General features: G+C 43.9%; 9 protein-coding genes. 7 read left to right on the forward strand and 2 right to left on the reverse strand.

The genetic code is table 11. The features are described 5' to 3' along the window. The first annotated feature begins 38 nt into the window (after positions 1 to 38). Positions 39 to 3,074, forward strand: coding sequence for a SusC/RagA family TonB-linked outer membrane protein (locus M1D52_RS10410; RefSeq protein WP_437392519.1), 3,036 nt, complete (start codon positions 39 to 41; stop codon positions 3,072 to 3,074). A gap of 24 nt (positions 3,075 to 3,098) precedes the next feature. After that, on the forward strand, positions 3,099 to 4,757 hold the full coding sequence (locus M1D52_RS10415; protein ID WP_437392520.1) for a RagB/SusD family nutrient uptake outer membrane protein: 1,659 nt from the start codon (positions 3,099 to 3,101) through the stop codon (positions 4,755 to 4,757). A gap of 105 nt (positions 4,758 to 4,862) precedes the next feature. Here M1D52_RS10415 and M1D52_RS10420 read toward each other — a convergent pair whose 3' ends face one another. Together M1D52_RS10420 and M1D52_RS10425 are read right to left on the reverse strand one after the other, a co-directional pair. Further along, positions 4,863 to 7,202: a GH92 family glycosyl hydrolase gene (locus tag M1D52_RS10420; RefSeq protein WP_437392521.1), complete on the reverse strand. Its 2,340-nt coding sequence runs from the start codon at positions 7,200 to 7,202 to the stop codon at positions 4,863 to 4,865. Between the two features lie 287 nt (positions 7,203 to 7,489). Then, positions 7,490 to 8,221 carry a GntR family transcriptional regulator gene (locus M1D52_RS10425; RefSeq protein WP_130855384.1) on the reverse strand — a complete coding sequence of 244 codons (732 nt, stop codon included), beginning with the start codon at positions 8,219 to 8,221 and terminating at the stop codon, positions 7,490 to 7,492. A gap of 110 nt (positions 8,222 to 8,331) precedes the next feature. Here M1D52_RS10425 and M1D52_RS10430 point away from each other — a divergent pair, with 110 nt between their 5' ends. The 5 genes from M1D52_RS10430 (at position 8,332) to M1D52_RS10450 (ending at position 19,448) form a co-directional block, all read left to right on the forward strand. Next, entirely contained in the window at positions 8,332 to 9,687 is a 1,356-nt protein-coding gene (locus M1D52_RS10430; protein WP_041387662.1) for a sugar porter family MFS transporter, read from the forward strand. 43 nt (positions 9,688 to 9,730) lie between these two features. Beyond that, a complete protein-coding gene (locus M1D52_RS10435) occupies positions 9,731 to 12,802 on the forward strand; it encodes a SusC/RagA family TonB-linked outer membrane protein (RefSeq protein WP_437392522.1) in 3,072 nt (1,023 codons plus the stop codon). Positions 12,803 to 12,845: 43 nt separating this feature from the next. After that, positions 12,846 to 14,438: a RagB/SusD family nutrient uptake outer membrane protein gene (locus M1D52_RS10440; RefSeq protein WP_437392523.1), complete on the forward strand. Its 1,593-nt coding sequence runs from the start codon at positions 12,846 to 12,848 to the stop codon at positions 14,436 to 14,438. 79 nt (positions 14,439 to 14,517) lie between these two features. Next, positions 14,518 to 16,287, forward strand: a complete 1,770-nt coding sequence (locus M1D52_RS10445) for a class I mannose-6-phosphate isomerase (RefSeq protein ID WP_437392524.1) — start codon at positions 14,518 to 14,520, stop codon at positions 16,285 to 16,287. Positions 16,288 to 16,292: 5 nt separating this feature from the next. Beyond that, positions 16,293 to 19,448 (forward strand): GH92 family glycosyl hydrolase, encoded by a 3,156-nt coding sequence (locus M1D52_RS10450; protein ID WP_437392525.1) that lies wholly within the window; start codon positions 16,293 to 16,295, stop codon positions 19,446 to 19,448. The last annotated feature ends 11 nt before the right edge of the window (positions 19,449 to 19,459 follow it).

Raw genomic sequence — 19,459 nt, forward strand, 5'->3', positions numbered from 1 at the left:
CAGTAAATGGCTTGCTTCTCTTATAAGATTAATAATTTATGATAAATTATCTTAGGATAGGAGTTATGTCCTCCTTTTTATGTGTATCCCGAAGTATGCTGGTTTGTTTGATACTGCTGCTGCTCATTTTTCAAGCAAGTGCGTTCGAGGTTAAAGGGAATCTTTTGCTGCAGCAGGCAAAGTTTACAGGTACTGTAAAAGATGCAAAAGGCACACCGATTGTTGGTGCAAGTGTGTCCGTTAAAGGTACAAAAGTTGGAACATCTACCGATACAGATGGTCGATTTGCTATCAGCCTGCCAGCTGGAGGTCACCTCATTCTGGTTATTAATCACCTGGGACATGTAACAAGAGAAATACCACTTAGCGCCGGTCAGTCTAGTATCCAAGTCACCTTGCAAGATAGTGAGAAAGCGCTGGACGAGGTGGTTGTAATTGGTTATGGCGAAGTTAAAAAGCGTGATTTAACCGGATCGGTTGTTTCCGTAAAGGGAGAAGACTTGACCAAGGTGCCTGTAACGAGCCCCGCGGAAGCCTTGCAAGGCCGCGTACCTGGGGCGGACATTACGCGCAATAACGGCTATGCCGGCCAAGGGGCATCGATTCAGTTGCGTGGTAACCGATCGATCGCAAACCCTGAAAGTTCTAACAATGTACTTTACATTGTTGATGGTATACAAGGTGTCGCAGCACAGGATGTTGATCCTAATGACATCCAGTCAATAGAAGTACTAAAAGATGCATCTTCAACGGCGATTTATGGGTCGAGGGGGGCAAATGGCGTAATCTTGATTACGACAAAGAGAGGAGCCAACGAAAAACCGAGACTAAATTACAATGCCTATGCCGGTGTCTCGAAAGTAGCGGGTTACGGTGAGTTTATGACCGGGCAGGAATATGTTGATTTCCGGCGTGAAGCTTACCGTGCTGTTGGAACGTGGAATTCGCCCGCGGATGACAATAAAATTTTGAATCCACTTCAATTGAAAGCTTTTCAAAACGGACAATTCACCAATTGGAGTGACCTTTTACTGCACAATGGTTTCCAACAAAATCATCAACTCAGTGTGAGTGGTGGAGGGAAAAATACCAAAGTGTATTTTTCCGGTGCTTATTTTCAGGAAAAGGGTTTGCTAAAAATGGACGAATATAAACGTTATTCCGGGAGATTGAATATCGATCAAACGATTAACAGCTGGATGAACGTCGGCTTGCAATCGCAATTTGCTTACATTGACAATGATATCCGTCGTGATCCGCTTAACCAGGCGTCCAAAATAGCACCGTTGGGACTTCCTTACGATGAAAATGGTGAATTCAACTTGTTCCCCTTACAGGGAACGTTAATCAATCCTTTAGCAGATGAACAGCCTGACGCCTATAAACGGAACACCAAATCCAATCGAGCTACTGTTTCCGGTTACATTGAGTTGAAGCCGATTAAAGATTTGTCGATTAAGTCAACCTTTGGTGCGATCTTTTCCACCTCGGAAGCAGGTAATTTCTACTCAAAAAATACCATCGATGGAAAAGGTTCCCGTTCGCAAGCCTCCATTACCAATAACCAAGATCGAAACATTAGCTGGGAAAACGTTATTACCTACAATAAGCGATTCGCAGACCACTCTTTGCAATTAACAGGTGTAACAAGTTACCTTTCGTGGACTAATACCAATAGTTATGCAGGCGGTAATAACCAACTATTTCCTTCGCAATACTATTATAATATAGGTGGAGCAAACCAAAACCCTTTCTATGGAAGTGGTTATGTGGAAAGCAAACTATTATCATTTAGCGGTCGGATTAACTATAGTTATAAAGGGAAATATCTGTTAACGCTAACCGGGCGAAATGATGGATCATCCAAATTAGCAGCCGGTCACAAATGGGCTTTCTTTCCGTCGGCCGCTGCAGCATGGCGTATCGTGGATGAAGATTTTATGAAAAATCAGCAGGTATTCAGCGATTTGAAGCTTCGAGTTAGTTATGGTGTGTCAGGTAATGATGTAATCAGTCCTTATGCTACGCAGAATTCCGTGGTAGTGCAGAACTTTTCTTTTAACGATGCCAATGCTGCCAATGCCTATGTCATTAATGGACTTATCGGTAACAATACCTTAAAATGGGAACTAACAAAAACGATGAATATCGGGGTAGATTTTGGTCTTTTTAACAATATAGTGACAGGTAGTGCTGATTACTACCACGCGAAAACCGACGATCTGATCTTCCCTTACACCTTGCCGCTTTCTACCGGCGTCACCACCGTGAATAGGAATATAGGAAAAACACAAAATAAAGGGATTGAATTAAGTCTCACTTCCCATAACATCCAAAAGAACTCATTCTCCTGGAATACTAACTTAACCTTTGCACGTAATAATGAAAAAATTGTTGCTTTACCGAACGGCAATGTGATTGCAGATGACTATCGCGAATCCCTGATCGTAGGTCAACCGGCTCAGATTTATTATGACTATAAAAAAATAGGCATTTGGCAATTAGGAGAAGAAGAACAGGCCGCCCAATATGGTGCCGAACCGGGTGATATCAAAATCGCGGACCTGAATAACGATGGGAAAATCGATGCCTTTGATCGTACGATTATAGGCCAGCGCGTACCAAAATGGACAGCCGGCTTAAGTAATGATTTGCGATTTAAGGGATTTGATTTGAATATTCTGTTGGTAGCACGGGTTGGCCAATGGATCAGTTCCGATTACTATGCCAAGTATAAAAGAAATGGCTTAGAAAACGGCGCACGCATCGACTACTGGACACCTGAAAATCCAACGAATGAGTATCCAAGGCCGAATGCCAATAAAAACTCCAATTACGTAACTACGCTTACCGAGCGACAAGCATCTTATGTAAAAATCAGAAATATCACATTGGGTTATAATTTTCCCTCAGCCCTTATAAGCAAATGGAAGTTACAAAGCCTTCGGATATATGCTTCGGGTAAAAATTTGCACACTTTCAGTAGCTTGAAGGATTTTGACCCTGAAGGCGAGGGTGTTATAGATCAACCCTTAAATCGTCTGTTCGTTTTCGGTCTTAATGTTGGATTTTAATGAGCGCATTGCGCAACAAAAATTATGAAGAATTATCTTGAAATTGCAATCGGAAAACCTAAAGGCCTATGTGCGCTTTTTCTTTCCTTCTTATTGGGATCTTGCTCTCTGGATGAATATAATCCGGGCGGAGCTACCGTCGAAAGTTTATTCAATACGCCGGAAGGGATTGAAGCAGCGGCCAATGGTACCTATACTTACAACCAAAAAATATATGGAAAAGAACAAGGTTATGCCTTGCTCGAAATGGGGACGGATATTTGGACAGGAGGGGCTAATAGTGGCAATTCCGGAACAAATGGTGTTTATCCCCAGCCTCCTTTAATGAACTATCAAGGCTTGATTTCCGACAATGTATGGGTGAAGTCCAACCTTTGGCAACCTTGTTATGCCGGTATCAATTTAGCCAATACCGCATTGAAATATCTTCCGGAAGCGGGGGTGGAAGCTGCTAAGGCTCCGGTCTTAGAAGCAGAGTTGCGTTTTATGCGCGCTTGGTATTATTGGCATTTGGTAGAATCATTTGGCGACATTCCCTTTACGTTGGAACCGACTGAAAGTATTGTTACGGTCGCCAATCGCACGCCGGTCGATCAGGTCTATGAGCAGATTTTTATGGATCTACAATTCGCGGTGGAGCATGCACCGCTAAGCAATACCGATTATGGGAAAATTACCAAGCCTATTGCTGAAGCGTTTATTGCGCGTGTTTATTTGGCTAGAGGTCGTTATCAAGAAGCCTTAGATCATGCCCAACATGTGATTAACGACTATGGCTTTAGTCTGATGCCGAATTACGCTGACCTTTGGAAAATGGATAATGAGAAAAATCAGGAAGTTATCTGGGGGTTGAACTATTCAACCAATTTGGAGTTCAATGAAGGAAGTAATGTGGGACATTCGATGTATTTGATGGAATATGATACACAGCCGGGAATGCTACGAGATGTCAACAATGGTTATCCAAATGCGCGCTATATGCCCACCAAATTTTTGTTGAATTTATTTGATGAGCGTATAGATGCCCGTTACGAGGCGTCCTTTAAAACTACTTGGTTTTGCAATGAAACGGATGCCGGAAAGAGACCGCAAGGTATGAACCTCGGTGATACGGCTATTTTTTGCAGTAAATATGTGATTTCATCAGATGCTCGTGCAGGCAAAGCTTATAAAATTTATGATATCAACGATGTTTATCGGGAGAACGGTATACCGGCAGATCGCTTTCATTATATTTCCTTGAAAAAGTTTGAAGATCCTACCAGGGCGTCTGCGAACGAAACAGAAAGTGCCAGAGACGTTTTCATCATTAGACTGGCAGAAATGTATATGATTGCTGCCGAGGCCGAATTACAGTTGGGTAATCAGGCGGAGGCAGCGAACTATATTAATATTGTCAGACAACGTGCAGCGTTGAATAAACAAAACTCCCAAGAAATGACGGTAGTCGCGTCAGCAGTGACGCTCGACTTTATTTTAGATGAACGAGCGAGGGAGTTTGCGGGTGAACAGCTGCGTTGGTTTGATTTAAAACGAACCAATAAATTAATCGAGCGGGTACAAGCCCACAATCCCGATGCGGCACCCCATATTAAAGCGTTCCATAAAATACGGCCGATTCCACAAAGTGAGCTGGATGCAGTCACTAATAAAGATCAATTCAGGCAAAATCCAGGCTACTAAAGGAGCTTAGGCCTTGTGCGAATAGAAAATAGGTTCATATAGAAACAGCTCTCCATTGGAGAGCTGTTTCTATCTAAATATAACGACAATGCATCGTTGTTAATTTCACGGTCGAGGTACCATATTCAATTCTAACGTGCCACCCTTAATAAGTGCTTCAAAAGGAAGTTGAAGGGTCTCCAAGACTTTTCCATTCAGCTTAGCAGACTTCGTATAGCAGGGTCCATTTTTACTTCGTTTAGTCTTTATCGTAAATTTCCTTGATCGTTCAGCAAGTGGCAGATTGATGACTACCTCATCAAATAAGGGCGTACCGATCTGTAAAGAGGGGTTGGGAGCTGTTAATCCGGCGACATCGAATAATCCCATACCGGCCAAAACATACCAAGCACCCAACTGCCCTTGATCTTCGTCTTGGCCATAACCATAACCATGTATACCGCCAGTACCATAAAATTCATCACAAATAGCATGCACCCACTTTTGCGTTAGGTCGGGCCGACCGGAAGCGTGAAAAAGCCAAGCGACATGAAGGTTAGGTTGGTTTCCATGGTTGTACAGACCCTGTATACCGGCAAAAGCATCGATTTCTTTACCGCCGCCAAAGACATTTTTTTGCGATTCACGGAAAATACTGTCTAAACGATCATTAAAGGTTTTCTCACCGATAAGATCCACCAGCCCTTTAGGGTTGTGAGGTACGTAAAAGGTGTACTGCCAGGCATTTCCCTCCTGAAAGCCGCGCCACGGAGCAAATGGGTCAAAATCCTGTAAGAAATTGCCCTCCTCATCCTTCGGTCTGATAAATTTTGTGCTTGGATCATACAGCGTTTCCCAGGCATTAGCCAAATGCGAGAACCTTTTGAAATCCGCCTTTTTACCTAAAGATTTAGCGAATTGAGCTGCGGCAAAACTTGAAAAAGCATACTCAAGCGTATGAGAAGCACCAAAAGGTGAACCATGTAGATTCAATTCAGGCTTCCCGGTGTCATCCGCGATATAAGGAGAGAAGCCCTTTTCTACAAAGACGCCGACATCCAGCTTTCCGGCACCTGGGATCCGCTTTTCACTTTCCAACTCATTTTTCCGCACGGCCTCATAAGCAAGCGCTACATCGTAGTTCCGCAAACCAACGTTATAGGCAGCGGCAATAGCCAATCCGGTGAAATTAGTCCCTACACCTGAAACAAACTTGCTGGTGGCAATCCCGTCGCCCAGCCAACCGGCATCTTTATATACGAGCAACTGACTTTGAATCCAATCTTCATAGTACTCGGGATAGGCAATTGACCATAACTGTGTCAGATTCCAAAAAGCCCCCCATATCGCGTCGGTGTTATAATGTGCATGTATCGGCTTTCCTACCTCATCTAGCGGAATCCTGCCAACACTGCCGTCATTTTTAGGATAAGCCCCATTAACATCGCTTGCTAACCCCCTGCCCAAAAGCGCATGATACAGGCCGGTATAGAATTTTACCTTATCCGCCTCTTTGCCTCCATTTACATGAATTCTGCCAAGGTACTGATTCCAACGTTGATATGCACGTTGTTTGGCATCCTCAAACGAAAGATTGGAAGCCTCAGCGATTAAATTCTCCCGGGCATTTTCCACGGAGGTGTAGGAAAGTCCTACTTTAATGTTGACTTGCTCGCCTTCCCGTGTGCCAAAGCGTAGGTAGGCACCCACGCCTTTACCCTGTGCTTTCTGCTGTCCTTGATAGCATAGGCTGTCGGTGAAAGTGCCGAAGGAAGTGGGCCTTTTATCCAGTTCAGCGTAGAAATAGAGGGTTACATTCGCGTTCGGCTGATACTTCTGCACGTAAGCCGGCTTCGTAACCACGTAACCTTTAACCACTTGACCTTCATAATGGACAGAGGCATCCACCACGGGCCCGCTTTCGCCCATTTGATGACCAATATCGAAAATTATGTTCGCCGAATCTGTTGCGGGAAAGGTATAACGATGAAAACCAACCCGCTCGGTTGCCGTTAATTCTGCCGTAACTTTATAATCTTTTAAATAGACACGATAGTATCCCGCCGTAGCATATTCGTCTTTTTTGTCGAAACGCGATCGATAGCCGCTTTCAACCTCTTCTAATTTACCGGGGCGCGTTTGTAAGGTGCCTACTGTAGGCGCAAAAACAACACCGCCGATTTGAAACTCGTGAAAATTAGGAAAGCCCTCGATTGATTGATGCCGCTCGTCGTAACCAACTGCTTCCCAGCCTGATGGATTGCCATAACTTCCATTGGTGCTAGGAGCTAACTTGGCCATACCAAAAGGTACCGCGGCAGGTGTATAAAAGAAATAACGGCTGTGAGCAGTACCGATGTTGGGATTGACATAGTGGGTAAGATCTTCTACCTCTTGGGCCTTTAAAATTGTAATCCAATTAAGGAAGATAATGAATAGATAGCATAGATTTTTTACATTCTTCATAATTAAGCTTAAATAGATCTAAGCGATTTTTTACGATCAACTTCTTATTGTACAAATTCTTTATGTGTGTACATACTATGCAAATATAGTAATATCTTCTTATGTGTCAAGTGGCATGCAAATGAAGGGAGGCGTCAGCTTACTCTTTGTTTCCTTTAAAATCTAGCTTGTATGAACAAACTTTTTAAATTCGAAGTCTTCATTAGTAAATCGTGAGTGAGCGATGTACCTATGACAGAAGAATACCGTTTTTTTTAATTTAAAATAAAGGAAGACAGGGTTTTATATCAATCACGTCGACTTTCTACCGTGAAGGTAAAACTATCGGCGCGGTAATAACCTAAATTGTATTCGATTGGGCGGCCCGCTCGGTCGAATACAAATCGTTTTCGGAATAAGATAGGATCGCCCTGATTAATCTCTAATTTGTCCGCAACAAATTTATTGGCCGCTTTTGCATTGATTTCTTCTTGCGATAGGTCCGCTACGATATGATAATCCTGCTCAAGTATTTCGTAGAGGGGACGTTTAAAGTCCTCATCACCCGTGAGTCCTACGCGCGGATGGAAATAAGAAATAAAGTAGACAAAAGGATCATCTTTTTTTCCCCGTAAACGCTCCAGTTTCAATACTTTTCGATCTTCTTTTAATTCAAAGAAATCGGCAACATGCGGTTCGGGTAATACCCAGCTCACGTGCAATTCAAAGTTCTTGACTTCAATGCCTCGGTTCTTCATCTCCTGGGAGAAGCTCAGCCAGTTTTTCGATTTTGAGCTGAATTTGGTAGAAGCCACTTTCGTACCGACACCCTTCTTGCGGATCAATAACTCTTCGTAGACTAGCTTATTAATGGCCAAACGCAAGGTTGTACGCGAAATGGCCAATCGTTTGGCCAATTCTACCTCGTTGGGAAGCAATTTGCCCTGCTGGTATTCCGGCGATTTAATCAGTTCTCGCAAGAGCATTTCGGCCTGTATATGCAAAGGAACCGCACTTTTATGATCTATCTGAAGTTTCATTTTCTCCATTTGGTAGGCTAAAATAAGATTATTTGCAGAATTAAAAAAATAGGCATATGTTTGTATGTGTGTACATATTAGATGTATGTACTCTCAAACCAAAAAGAATTATGAGGATATACCTGCTTTTTATTATTGTAGTTGTTTCACTTGGAGGCTTCCTGTTTGGTTTCGATATGGCCGTGGTTTCGGGCATTATCCCGCTGATTAAGACAGATTTTGCACTCAGCGCTTCTCAGGAGGGATTGTTTGTGTCATCTGCGCTAATCGGTTGTATTGTAGGTGTCGCCTTTGCCGGTAAATTGAGCGACCGTTACGGTAGGAAGTCGCTTTTGATCGCGGCGGCAGCACTTTTTTTTCTGTCGGCAATAGGGTGTAGTTTGAGCCCTGATTTCTTTACCTTGTTAGTAGCGCGGTGCTTGAGCGGTGTCGGCGTGGGAGTTGCTTCCATTGTGGTACCACTGTATATCGCTGAGGTATCACCTGCTTCTTTGCGCGGTCGTATGGTCACTTGCTATCAGTTGGCGGTTACCATTGGCATTTTAATAGCTTATCTCAGTAATGCGGCAGTGCTCCAGTACAATTGGCAGTGGACTGATGGCTCGCACTGGCGCATGATGTTTCTTATGGGGGCTATACCGGCCCTGCTGTTCTGGTTTGGACTTTATCGTATTCCTGAAAGTCCGAGATGGTTGATGCAAAAGGGGAGGGACGACCGAGCGGCGGAGGTGATGCGACGTCTACAGTTAACTGAAGTGATCAGTACTGCATCATCGCCCGAGCGGATGATTAAGGTGTCTCTTTGGAAGCCTGTGTACCGTCAGGCCCTTCTGCTCGGCTTGTTATTACCCCTATTTTCACAATTGAGCGGTATTAATGCCATCATCTATTTCGGCCCGACGATCTTAGTGCAATCCGGACTTTCCTTAAGCGGATCCTTGCAAACGCAAATCTATTTTGGCTTAGCTAATGTCATTTTTACAGGAATCGCTATTTGGAAAGTAGATAGCTGGGGGAGACGTCCACTTTATCTCGTCGGTTCTGCCGGTGCTACAATTTGCTTGCTATTAACAGCTTGGTTCTTAAATGTTAACATGGAAAACTATGGATGGTTGCTGGCACTTCCCATTCTTGGCTTTCTACTTTTTTTTGCGTTTTCCATCGGGCCACTCAAGTTCGTCGTAGCCTCCGAAATATTTCCAAGTGCTATCCGTGCAAAGGCGATGGCCTTAAGCGTGTTGGTGATGTGGATCGCAGACGCCATCGTTGGTCAATTAACACCCATTATGCTCGACAGTTGGGGAGCTGCTTGGACCTTCCGCTTTTTTGCGGTCTGCTGCGCAATCGCCTTTTTCGCGGTGTACTATCTTTTACCGGAAACCAAAGGAAAAACGCTGGAAACCATCGAAACCTATTGGCAGGAGAAATTCAATCAAAACAGACGCGGGGAAAATAACAATAAATAATAACGTCTACTTATAAACTAACCTTTATTAAAACTTAAATGAGATGAAAGAAACAAAAATGTACAAACGCTGGAAGTTTTACTTCCTGGGATTATTAATCCTGTTAGCAACTCAATCGAATGCCATTGCAAAGCAAGGCATTCCAATTTCCGGGCGCGTGTTCGAGGGCACGGGGACCGATATGGCTTTGGCCGGCGCCAGTGTCAGTGAAAAAGGAACGGCAAATGGTACCATTACCGATGCTCAAGGACGATTTCAACTAACGGTAGCAAGCGAACGAGCTGTGCTGGTATTCAGTTACATCGGTATGCAACCGCAAGAAATTACGGTGGGTAAGCAACGTACCTTTAACATGAATCTTCAATCGGATGATGAAGCCTTAGAGGAGGTCGTCGTTACGGGTTACGGCACCCAGCGTAAATCTGACCTCACGGGGTCTGTTGCTGTTGTCTCCTCAAAAGAATTACTAAATGTTCCTGCCAACAATATGCTACAAGGCTTAAAAGGTAAAGTATCAGGTGTAAATGTATTTCTAAACTCAGGTTCGCCGACGGGCAGTCCTCGGGTACTGATCAGAGGCTTAGGTACGATTAATTCTTCGTCGAACCCACTTTATGTGGTAGACGGCGTGGTAATGGAGAACATTCAATTCCTTAATCCAAATGACATTGAGCGCATGGAAGTCTTGAAAGATGCTTCATCAACTGCGATCTATGGTGCCCGGGGTGCTAATGGGGTCATTCTTGTGACCACCAAGCGTGGTGCACCAACCGAAGGTCTTGTCATTGGTTACGATGGCTTTGTAAGTATGGGGGTATTGCCTAAAAAATTGGAGGTGCTGAATTCGGCGGAATTTTTGGAGGTAATTGAGCGAGGTTTTCAAAATTATAGTAAATATAATCCGAGCGGTACACCACCTGTCTTTACTAAATCAGATCCACGGCTCTTCGATGCACAGGGAAATCCCCTGTATGATACCGATTGGCAAGAAGAGGCTACGCGAACCGCCGTATCGCATAACCATCAATTATCGGTACTGGGAAAATCAGAAAAATCTTCCTTCGGTGCTTTTATGAATTACAATAAAACGGAGGGCATTATGCTTAATAACTGGTTAGAACGTATTAACGGTAAACTTGCTTATGATGCCAATCCAAAGAAATGGTTGTCGTTGGGAACCAATATACTCGTGAATTATAACCGCGGGAATGAATTTGAAGAGGAGGGAGGCCACCAAATGCCCAGAAGGTCGATGTTGGAAATGCCTCCGATTTTTCCGGTGAAATTTCCTGACGGTACTTGGGCGCACAGTGGAATGATCAGTGATGCGTATTCGCTGGAAGCCATCCCTAATCCGGTACATGTGCTAACAACCCAAGATCGTTTTCGGAAGCGGACACAGATATTCGGAAACACCTACGCAACCTTTCACATCCTGCCCGGACTTGACTTACGCACACAATTTGGTTTCGATAAGCAAGATAACCTCATTCAGAATTACGATCCGACAGATTTAATCAACATTTCTGCACCGCTTGGTTATGCCTATATTGAGAATCAACATTCGTTCTACTGGCAGGAAGAAACCTATTTAAATTACAATAAAGAGCTTGGCGATCATCGTATCAACGGTGTCCTGGGACTGAGTTGGCAAGAACGAACTGCCGAAACCGATGCGATCTCAGCAAGAGGCTTTTCTGATAATTTCTTCCGTTTCAATAGCATCCAGGCCGCCAGTCAGCCCGGCGCACCAACCTCATCCTATGATCGTTGGTCAATGAATTCCTATTTTTTGCGCGGAAGCTACAGCTATAAAAGTAAATACCTGCTGACCTTTACAGGACGGGTCGACGGTTCCTCACGCTTCGGCGCAAACAATAAATACGGTATTTTTCCATCCGTGGGTTTGGGTTGGGTGTTATCTCAAGAACGTTTTTTAGCGGATTTGGAGGCTATCGATGAACTAAAATTGCGTTCGAGTTATGGTATAACAGGCAATACAGAGATTCCAACTTACCAATCCTTAGGTACCATATCTTCAGAAACAACGCTGATCAATGGTACACGCGTTTCCCAGAGTTATATCAACCGTTTGCCGAATCCGAATTTGGAATGGGAGAAAACAAAACAGTTTGATATTGGGATGGATTTATCGCTATTTAATCGTCGCTTAAGTTTCGGTTTCGATTATTACCATAAGCTCACAACCGATCTATTGCTGGATCGCCCCGTTCCAACTTCTACCGGCTTTGCTGCCGTTCGGGATAATATTGGCTCTGTATCGAATAGAGGTGTTGAAGTGTTGATCAGCGGTAGCCCGGTGAAATCCACTGATTTCAGTTGGGAAACAACGCTTAACTTCAATTATAATAAAAATAAGATCGAAGCCTTAGGAGCGAATGATGAAGATATCTTCCCCGGGCCAAACTGGGTGTCGGGCAGCCAAACCATTCTCCGGGTTGGTGAAAGTCTGAGCTCTTTTTGGGGTTACCGACGACTGGGAACTTGGGGTACGGATGAAGCCGCTGAAGCCGCTAAAGTGGGCGCCATTCCCGGTGAAGCGAAGCGAAGCAGCGAGCGTACCATTATTGGTAAAGGATTACCTGATTGGACCGGTAGTTTTATCAACAACTTCCGCTATAAAAACTTTGATTTAAATGTTGATTTACAATTTGTAATGGGCGTAGATATCCTCCAACAGTTCTTCCACTCGATGGAAGATCGTACCGGTTATTCCAATGGCTTTAGATGGACATTGACGGAAAGCTGGACAGAGGAGAATCAAAATACCATGATTCAACAAATTCGTAACGGCCCATATTCCGGACAGAATAGTGAAGTTGACGATCATTGGGTGGCTAATGGCTCTTACCTTCGGGTTAACGCCATCAGTTTGGGCTACAATTTTGGCAACACACAATTGAGCAAAATTGGCCTGAAGAACTGGCGGATTTATGCAAGCGTCCAAAATGCCTTCTTAATCAAATCCGACAGCTTTAAAGGTTACGATCCGGAAGCTACTTCCTGGGGGACGAATCAATGGGGACAGAATATATACTTTCACCAGTATCCGCGCCCTCGGACGTTCACTTTAGGCACTAGTTTTCAATTTTAAGTAAGGCGATATGAATCCATTGAAAATCTTAAAAGTTGATCAAATGAAACCAATTATCATTATATATTTAATTGCAGTAGCTGTCATTTTCAGCTCATGTGAAAAGTTTCTGGAAGAGGAACCTAAAGATGAAATAGCCGGCAGTCAATATTTTACACAGCCGGAGCATGCCATCAATGCCGTTAACGGATTGTACAGAACGGGTGCGCCACAGCTTTACGATGGGTCGGGTACGCATTATTCCGGTGCGAAAATGTTCTTCGGCCCGTATTTAACCGGGTATATCGACAATGAATTTAAGGGGCAGGAGGTGCATGTACAGCATGCCCAAAACATGACCTTCAATGCAACCAATCTGTCTACCTATTTTCAGGATATTTGGAGCATCTTGTATAGGGGTATTGCCCGTGCCAATAATGCTATTAAATACATTCCTGCAACACCCGGTTTGTCAGATACGCAGCGTAATCAGCTGTTGGCAGAAGCGCGTTATTTTCGGGCGATGGGTTATTTTCAACTCGCTCGACTTTTTGGCGAAGTGCCGTTGATTACCGAACCTTACGAAAGCTTAGAGAATTTAAATGTTCCCAAGAGCCCTCTGGAAGAAGTGTACGCCTTGATTACCGCTGACTTGGAGTTTGCCGTGAATGAAGGAGAACTTGCGGAGACGATCATGCCAGACAACGGTGGAAGGATAACCAGGGGTACGGCTGCCACGCTTCTAGCAGATGTCTATCTTACGATGGGAGGTTACCCCCTACAAAAAGCGGAGTATGCGAAAAGTGCATCGGTTGCTAAGTCCGTTATCAGTAGTGGGGTTTACCAGCTAACTACGCACGATCGTAGCGCGGATGGTGCGGTTAATCTGAATAGTACGGCCTATAATAAACTGCGTTTGGTGGATAATAATAGTACGGAATACATTTACTATTATGAGTTCGCGGTAGGTATTTCTACTTCCACTCACGTACACTGGGCTTTCCCGGCTACAGCGGCATCCTCTACGGTCTTTGCGATTACCAATAACGCTTATGGACCTTCAACCAGATTTTTACAAGGTTATAACCGTACGGATGACCTCCGTATTCAGGAAAAACAATACTTCCATTCGTCATTAACCCGATCTAATGGTACAACCCTGAATTTTGTTACGGCTCCTTATATGTGGATGGATGATGTAGCGACCTTTGAAACAGCTAGTTCGGGAAAGGACTTGCCGATTTATACCTATTCGGATGTGCTATTGGTTGCTGCCGAGGCTATCGCCCTTTCGGAAGGTGTAACGGGTGAAGCTATTGATTACCTCTTGCAGGTTAGGGCAAGAGCGCTGTGGAAATCTGATATCAATCAATTGAGACAAAGTTTAGCTGGCCTTTCGGTTGAGCAATTTGTTCAAGAGGTTTGGAAAGAGCGCTACCGCGAATTGGTATTTGAAGGCCGGCAATGGTTTGACATCCAACGCACGCGGATGTTTCCGGTACCAGTCGGAAATGGCGGCGGAGATATCCGTTTTGAACCGGTTATTGGCCATGCAAATGATAAAGGCGCAATTATACAAGAAAAGAATTTGTTATTACCAATCCCAACGGATGAACTGCAAAGGAATCCTAGTTTAACGCAAAACCCTGGCTACTAACATGAATAGAAAATAATGTGCTGATTACTTAAAATTCGACTAAGGATAAAAGAAGATACGAAAAAGAAAGATTAATATTATGGAACAACAACAAAAGGAAATGGAATTAGCCAATGGAAAAGTAAACCTGAATTATGAAATATGCCCGACTTATCCGGTGCAAGGCGAAATTTTTAAAGGCTTTGAGGCGTTGGTTACCAATATTTTAGGCGATTTACCTCTTTGTTTACTTGATGGTTATATTGGTGTCGATTGGCATACCGTGGTGAGCAATTTGGAAGCATCGTTTAAAAGCCTTGGTAAAGAAGTACGATTCGTGTCGGTTGATCAAGCTTTATTGCCAACATCGAGCATTGAAACCATGGTACAGCCTTTTCTTGGAGGTGACGATCCGATCTTTGGAACGAAAACGTCCTTATCCTTAGTCGATTTTTTTGATGGAGACCGACTTAAAAGTTTGATTTACAATGGCAGCGCAGAGAAAATAGTAGTATATGGCTGCGGCGCTGCACTTTGTAGTTCAACGGCACCGATAGTCTATATCGATCTTCCTAAAAACATCATCCAAAAGCGTATGCGTGCCGGTTTGGTACGCAATCTGGGTGCGCAACGACTGCAAGATAACAAACAAACCTACAAACGTTTTTATTTTGTTGATTGGGTTGTCCTGAATAAACATAAAAAGGCGCTACTGCCTCACATCAGTATCATAGCAGATCAGCAAGAATCGGATACAATCTCTTGGATGTATGGCGACGCCCTTCGGAAGACCCTTAAGCAGATGTCACAATCTTTTTTTAGGGTCAGACCTTGGTTCGAACCCGGTGTGTGGGGAGGACAATGGTTAAAAAATCATTTACCTGGTCTAGACCAGGAAGTTCCTAATTATGCTTGGTCTTTTGAGATGATTGTCCCCGAAAACGGCCTGGTGCTAACAGACGGAGGAAACCAGCTAGAGATTTCCTTCGATCAACTGATGTATCAGGAAAGCGAAAATGTATTAGGAAGAGCACATCGACGTTTTGGTGACGAGTTTCCTATTCGCTTCGACTTTCTGGATACCTATGAGGGGGGAAATCTATCCATTCAGTGCCATCCAAGAACCGCTTACATTCGAGAAAATTTTGGCGAAAGTTTTACACAAGATGAAACTTATTATATTGTTGATTGTGAGGAAGACGCGAAGGTTTATCTTGGCTTTCAGGACAACATCGAACCCAAACGTTTCAAACAGGCACTGGAGCAAAGTTTCGAGAAAAATGAAGCCTTGAATATTGAAGATTACGTGCAGAAATTTCCTGCTGAAAAGCATGGATTATACCTGATTCCGAACGGGACAGTCCATGCTTCCGGTAAGAATAACCTGGTACTGGAAATCAGCGCGACACCTTATATTTTTACTTTCAAGATGTACGATTGGGTTCGTCCGGATTTAGAAGGAAATCCACGACCTTTAAATATTGATCGGGCTTTTGATAACTTAGATTTCTCACGGAAGGGGCAGGCTGTTATAGATACACTGATCTCAAAACCGGTACAACAGGTGCTCGATGAACAGAGCAGCGTGATTCACTTGCCAACACATCCTGAACATTTCTACACGGTTGACCGTTACGAATTTGACGATCGTGTTAATATCTTAACGCACGGGCAATGTCATGTATTGATGTTGGTAGAAGGAGAGTCGATTGAGTTGACAACTGCTAATGGATCGAAGCATGTGTTTAACTTCGTAGAAACGTTTGCAATCCCGGCAGCAGCTCACGGTTATAGCCTTCGAAACTTGGGACAAAAGAAAGCAAAAGTGGTGGTGGCCTTCGTGAAAGATGAAGCTTGTTTAAATCAATAAAAAGAATGATGCGAATAAAAAAATACACATGGGCCTTGCTTACCGTATTGGTTTCCCTGACCGCGCGTGCTAACGAGGATTTAAAAATCTTATGGGAAATTGGTAAGTCCGATCATAGCCCACAGGGGATGGCCTTGGCACCCGATGCATATCAGCAATTTATTGCACATGATTTCGGTTTTGAAGATCGTTTTTTTCTGATCGGTTATTCAGATCCTACTAAGGAGTGGCCTTATGTACTACCGGGGCCGGCAACGAAATGGGGAGGTACCGGACCAACTGCGGGTATACGTTCGCATGTCCTAAATATTGACTTTGAGTTAGCGCATCTGCATAAAGCTGACAAGTTTTATTTCGAAGCTAATATATTGCAGACTGATCCACTCCGTGCGCCGGTATTGAAAGTTACCATCAACGGACAGGCTCATCATTTTCAACTAAAAAGCAGTAAAGGAAAGGCCGAACCCGTCGGTCCTTTTTCGAATACAGATGCTCAACGGATTGAAATATCAATACCACCTAATTTGTTAAGAAATGGTTTCAATGAGATTCAATTGACAAGCCTTCAAGGTGGTTGGCTTGTTTTCGATAATCTCTTATTGAAAGGACCCTCCACAGTTTCCTTAAAATCGACAAATGATGCCTTAATCCGAAGTGTAGAAACCGCTGACTATGAAATAGAACAAGCAAGTAAGCGTTATCAACCCTTGTTGATCGATATTTCTTCCCTAAAAGGAAGCCCCGTTCTTGAAGTCAAATTGGAGGGACAATCTATTTTTAAGCGGCAGCTTGATTCAGGACGCTACATTTTCGAAGCGCCGATGCCGGCTGTTAAGCAATCCAAAAAAAGCAAATACACGCTGTTTGTTAATGGACAGCTGAAGGAGAGCGGTGAGGTGCTCCGATCGGCGCAAAGCGAAGCTAGCCCCGCGACTTATGTCAATACCATGATGGGGGCAGCCCATTCACGATGGATGATCGCTCCGGGCCCTTGGATGCCGTTTAGCATGGTGAAGTTGAGTCCGGATAATCAGAATAGCGGCTGGCAAGCTGGATATGACCCTACCATTGAGTCGATCGGTACTTTTAGCCATATCCACGAATGGACCATGGCCGGTTTGGGGACTTTTCCGACGACAGGCCCTTTGCAGATTCGTATCGGTGACGAGCACCAGCCTGATAGTGGTTACCGATCCAGAATTGATAAGTCGACCGAAAAAGCCCCTTTAGGCTATTATCGGGTAGATTTATCCGATTATGATATTACGGCAGAATTAACCGCGGGTACGCGTAGCAGCTTGCAGCGTTATACGTACCATCGTGGAGACACTGGCCGCGTCATGGTCGATCTACAAATCCCAAGTGAATATCCTTATGAAATTGAAGAAGCAAGTTTAAAGCAAATTGCACCTAACCGCATTGTTGGATATAGTAAACAACTATCGAAAAGTGTCTGGTCAGGCGGTGTTGATCAGGCTTATACCGTATACTTTGTGATGGAGTTCGACCAGCGTATTCAACAACTGGGTTTTTGGAAGGACAATCAGGTGTTAAAACAGCCGGAACTATCCACTGGTCATGCAAAAAACGCCGGTATGTTTGTAGAGTTCGACCTAAGAAAGAAGCATACTGTACAAATCAGAACCGGTATTTCCTTTGTCGGTTTAACGCAGGCGGAGCAGAATTTGATGGAGGAAATCAGTAAACCCTTTGGCTGGTCGTTCGATAAAGCAGTAGCCAATCAGCGAGAAGTTTGGAACGAATTATTAAATCGTGTGCATATAGAATCAGACGATTTTTTTCAAAAACAACGCTTCTATACCAATATGTATCGTTCCCTAGCGAGTAGGAATACCTTTAGTGACGTAGATGGAAGCTGGGTGTCTGCAGATGAAAAGGTACGCCGTTTTAGTGATACAAGCGATCGGGCCCTAGGGTGTGACGCTTTTTGGAATACCTTCTGGAACCTTAATCAGTTCTGGAACTTGATTACGCCCGAGTGGTCAAATAAATGGGTTCGATCACAATTGGCAATGTACGATGCCAATGGCTGGTTGGCCAAAGGACCGGCGGGTATGGAATATATTCCGGTGATGGTTGCTGAACATGAGATACCACTTATTGTAGGGGCTTATCAAATGGGAATCCGTAATTATGATGTAGAAAAGGCCTTTAAAGCAGCGTATAAAATGCAGACAACCTTATCCGGACCGGTAGAAGGAGGTTATGCCGGCAATCGCGATTTGGCGACTTATCTTAAGCATCATTATGTTCCTTTCGATGAAGGACGCTTTTCCAATTCGCTGGAATATAGCTATGACGACTGGACTGTCGGTCAATTTGCTAAAGCCCTCGGTAAAGAAAAGGAATACCAAATTTTTGCCGACCGCGGGTCCTGGTGGAAAAATGCGATTGATACTACAACGGGTTATGCAAGGATGCGGGATAAGAATGGAAACTGGTTACCTGATTTTGATCCTTTCAAATCAGGAGCTAATAAGCATTACGTAGAGGGAAATGCATGGCAATTGACCTATTTTGTGCCGCAGGACGTAACAGGTTTAGCACAAAAAATTGGTGAAGAAACTTTTGTCAAACGATTGGAATGGGGCTTTGGTGAAAGCTACCGCTGGCGTTTCAATGGTCCGAATGATCAATACTGGGATTATCCGGTGGTGCAAGGAAACCAACAATCCATGCACTTTGCCTTTCTATTCAACTGGGTTAAGCGGCCGTGGCTAACACAAAAATGGAGTCGTGCCATTATGGAGCGTTACTATGGGCATGGCGAAGCAAATGCATATTTGGGTGATGAAGATCAAGGGCAAATGAGCGCTTGGTTTGTCATGAATGCGTTAGGACTCTTCCAGACCGATGGGGGAACCCGCGTCAATCCAATTTATGAGATCGGCAGCCCCATTTTTAAGAAAGTGACAGTTAATCTCGGTGGGCGTTTTGGAAGAGGTCAAAGCTTTACCATTGAAGCAAAAAACACAAGTAAACGAAATATTTACATACAAAAAGCTTATCTGAACGGAAAAGTATGGAACGATTGCTGGTTACCGGCTGCAGAGGTGTTAAAAGGCGGTACACTAGTTCTGGAAATGGGATCCGAACCTAATCAAGCATGGGGTATCAGCGGTATTCCCCCGGCAGACTAACAAATGATAAA

This window comes from Olivibacter sp. SA151 (assembly GCF_054130995.1).

What these genes read in the sequence shown, in the direction of transcription:
- M1D52_RS10445 (WP_437392524.1), top strand. Translation starts at nt 14,518, where the DNA reads ATGGAACAACAACAAAAGGAAATGGAATTAGCCAATGGAAAAGTAAAC.
- M1D52_RS10415 (WP_437392520.1), top strand. Translation starts at nt 3,099, where the DNA reads ATGAAGAATTATCTTGAAATTGCAATCGGAAAACCTAAAGGCCTATGT.
- M1D52_RS10430 (WP_041387662.1), top strand. Translation starts at nt 8,332, where the DNA reads ATGAGGATATACCTGCTTTTTATTATTGTAGTTGTTTCACTTGGAGGC.
- M1D52_RS10435 (WP_437392522.1), top strand. Translation starts at nt 9,731, where the DNA reads ATGAAAGAAACAAAAATGTACAAACGCTGGAAGTTTTACTTCCTGGGA.
- M1D52_RS10450 (WP_437392525.1), top strand. Translation starts at nt 16,293, where the DNA reads ATGATGCGAATAAAAAAATACACATGGGCCTTGCTTACCGTATTGGTT.
- M1D52_RS10425 (WP_130855384.1), bottom strand. Translation starts at nt 8,221, where the DNA reads ATGAAACTTCAGATAGATCATAAAAGTGCGGTTCCTTTGCATATACAG.
- M1D52_RS10440 (WP_437392523.1), top strand. Translation starts at nt 12,846, where the DNA reads ATGAAACCAATTATCATTATATATTTAATTGCAGTAGCTGTCATTTTC.
- M1D52_RS10410 (WP_437392519.1), top strand. Translation starts at nt 39, where the DNA reads ATGATAAATTATCTTAGGATAGGAGTTATGTCCTCCTTTTTATGTGTA.
- M1D52_RS10420 (WP_437392521.1), bottom strand. Translation starts at nt 7,202, where the DNA reads ATGAAGAATGTAAAAAATCTATGCTATCTATTCATTATCTTCCTTAAT.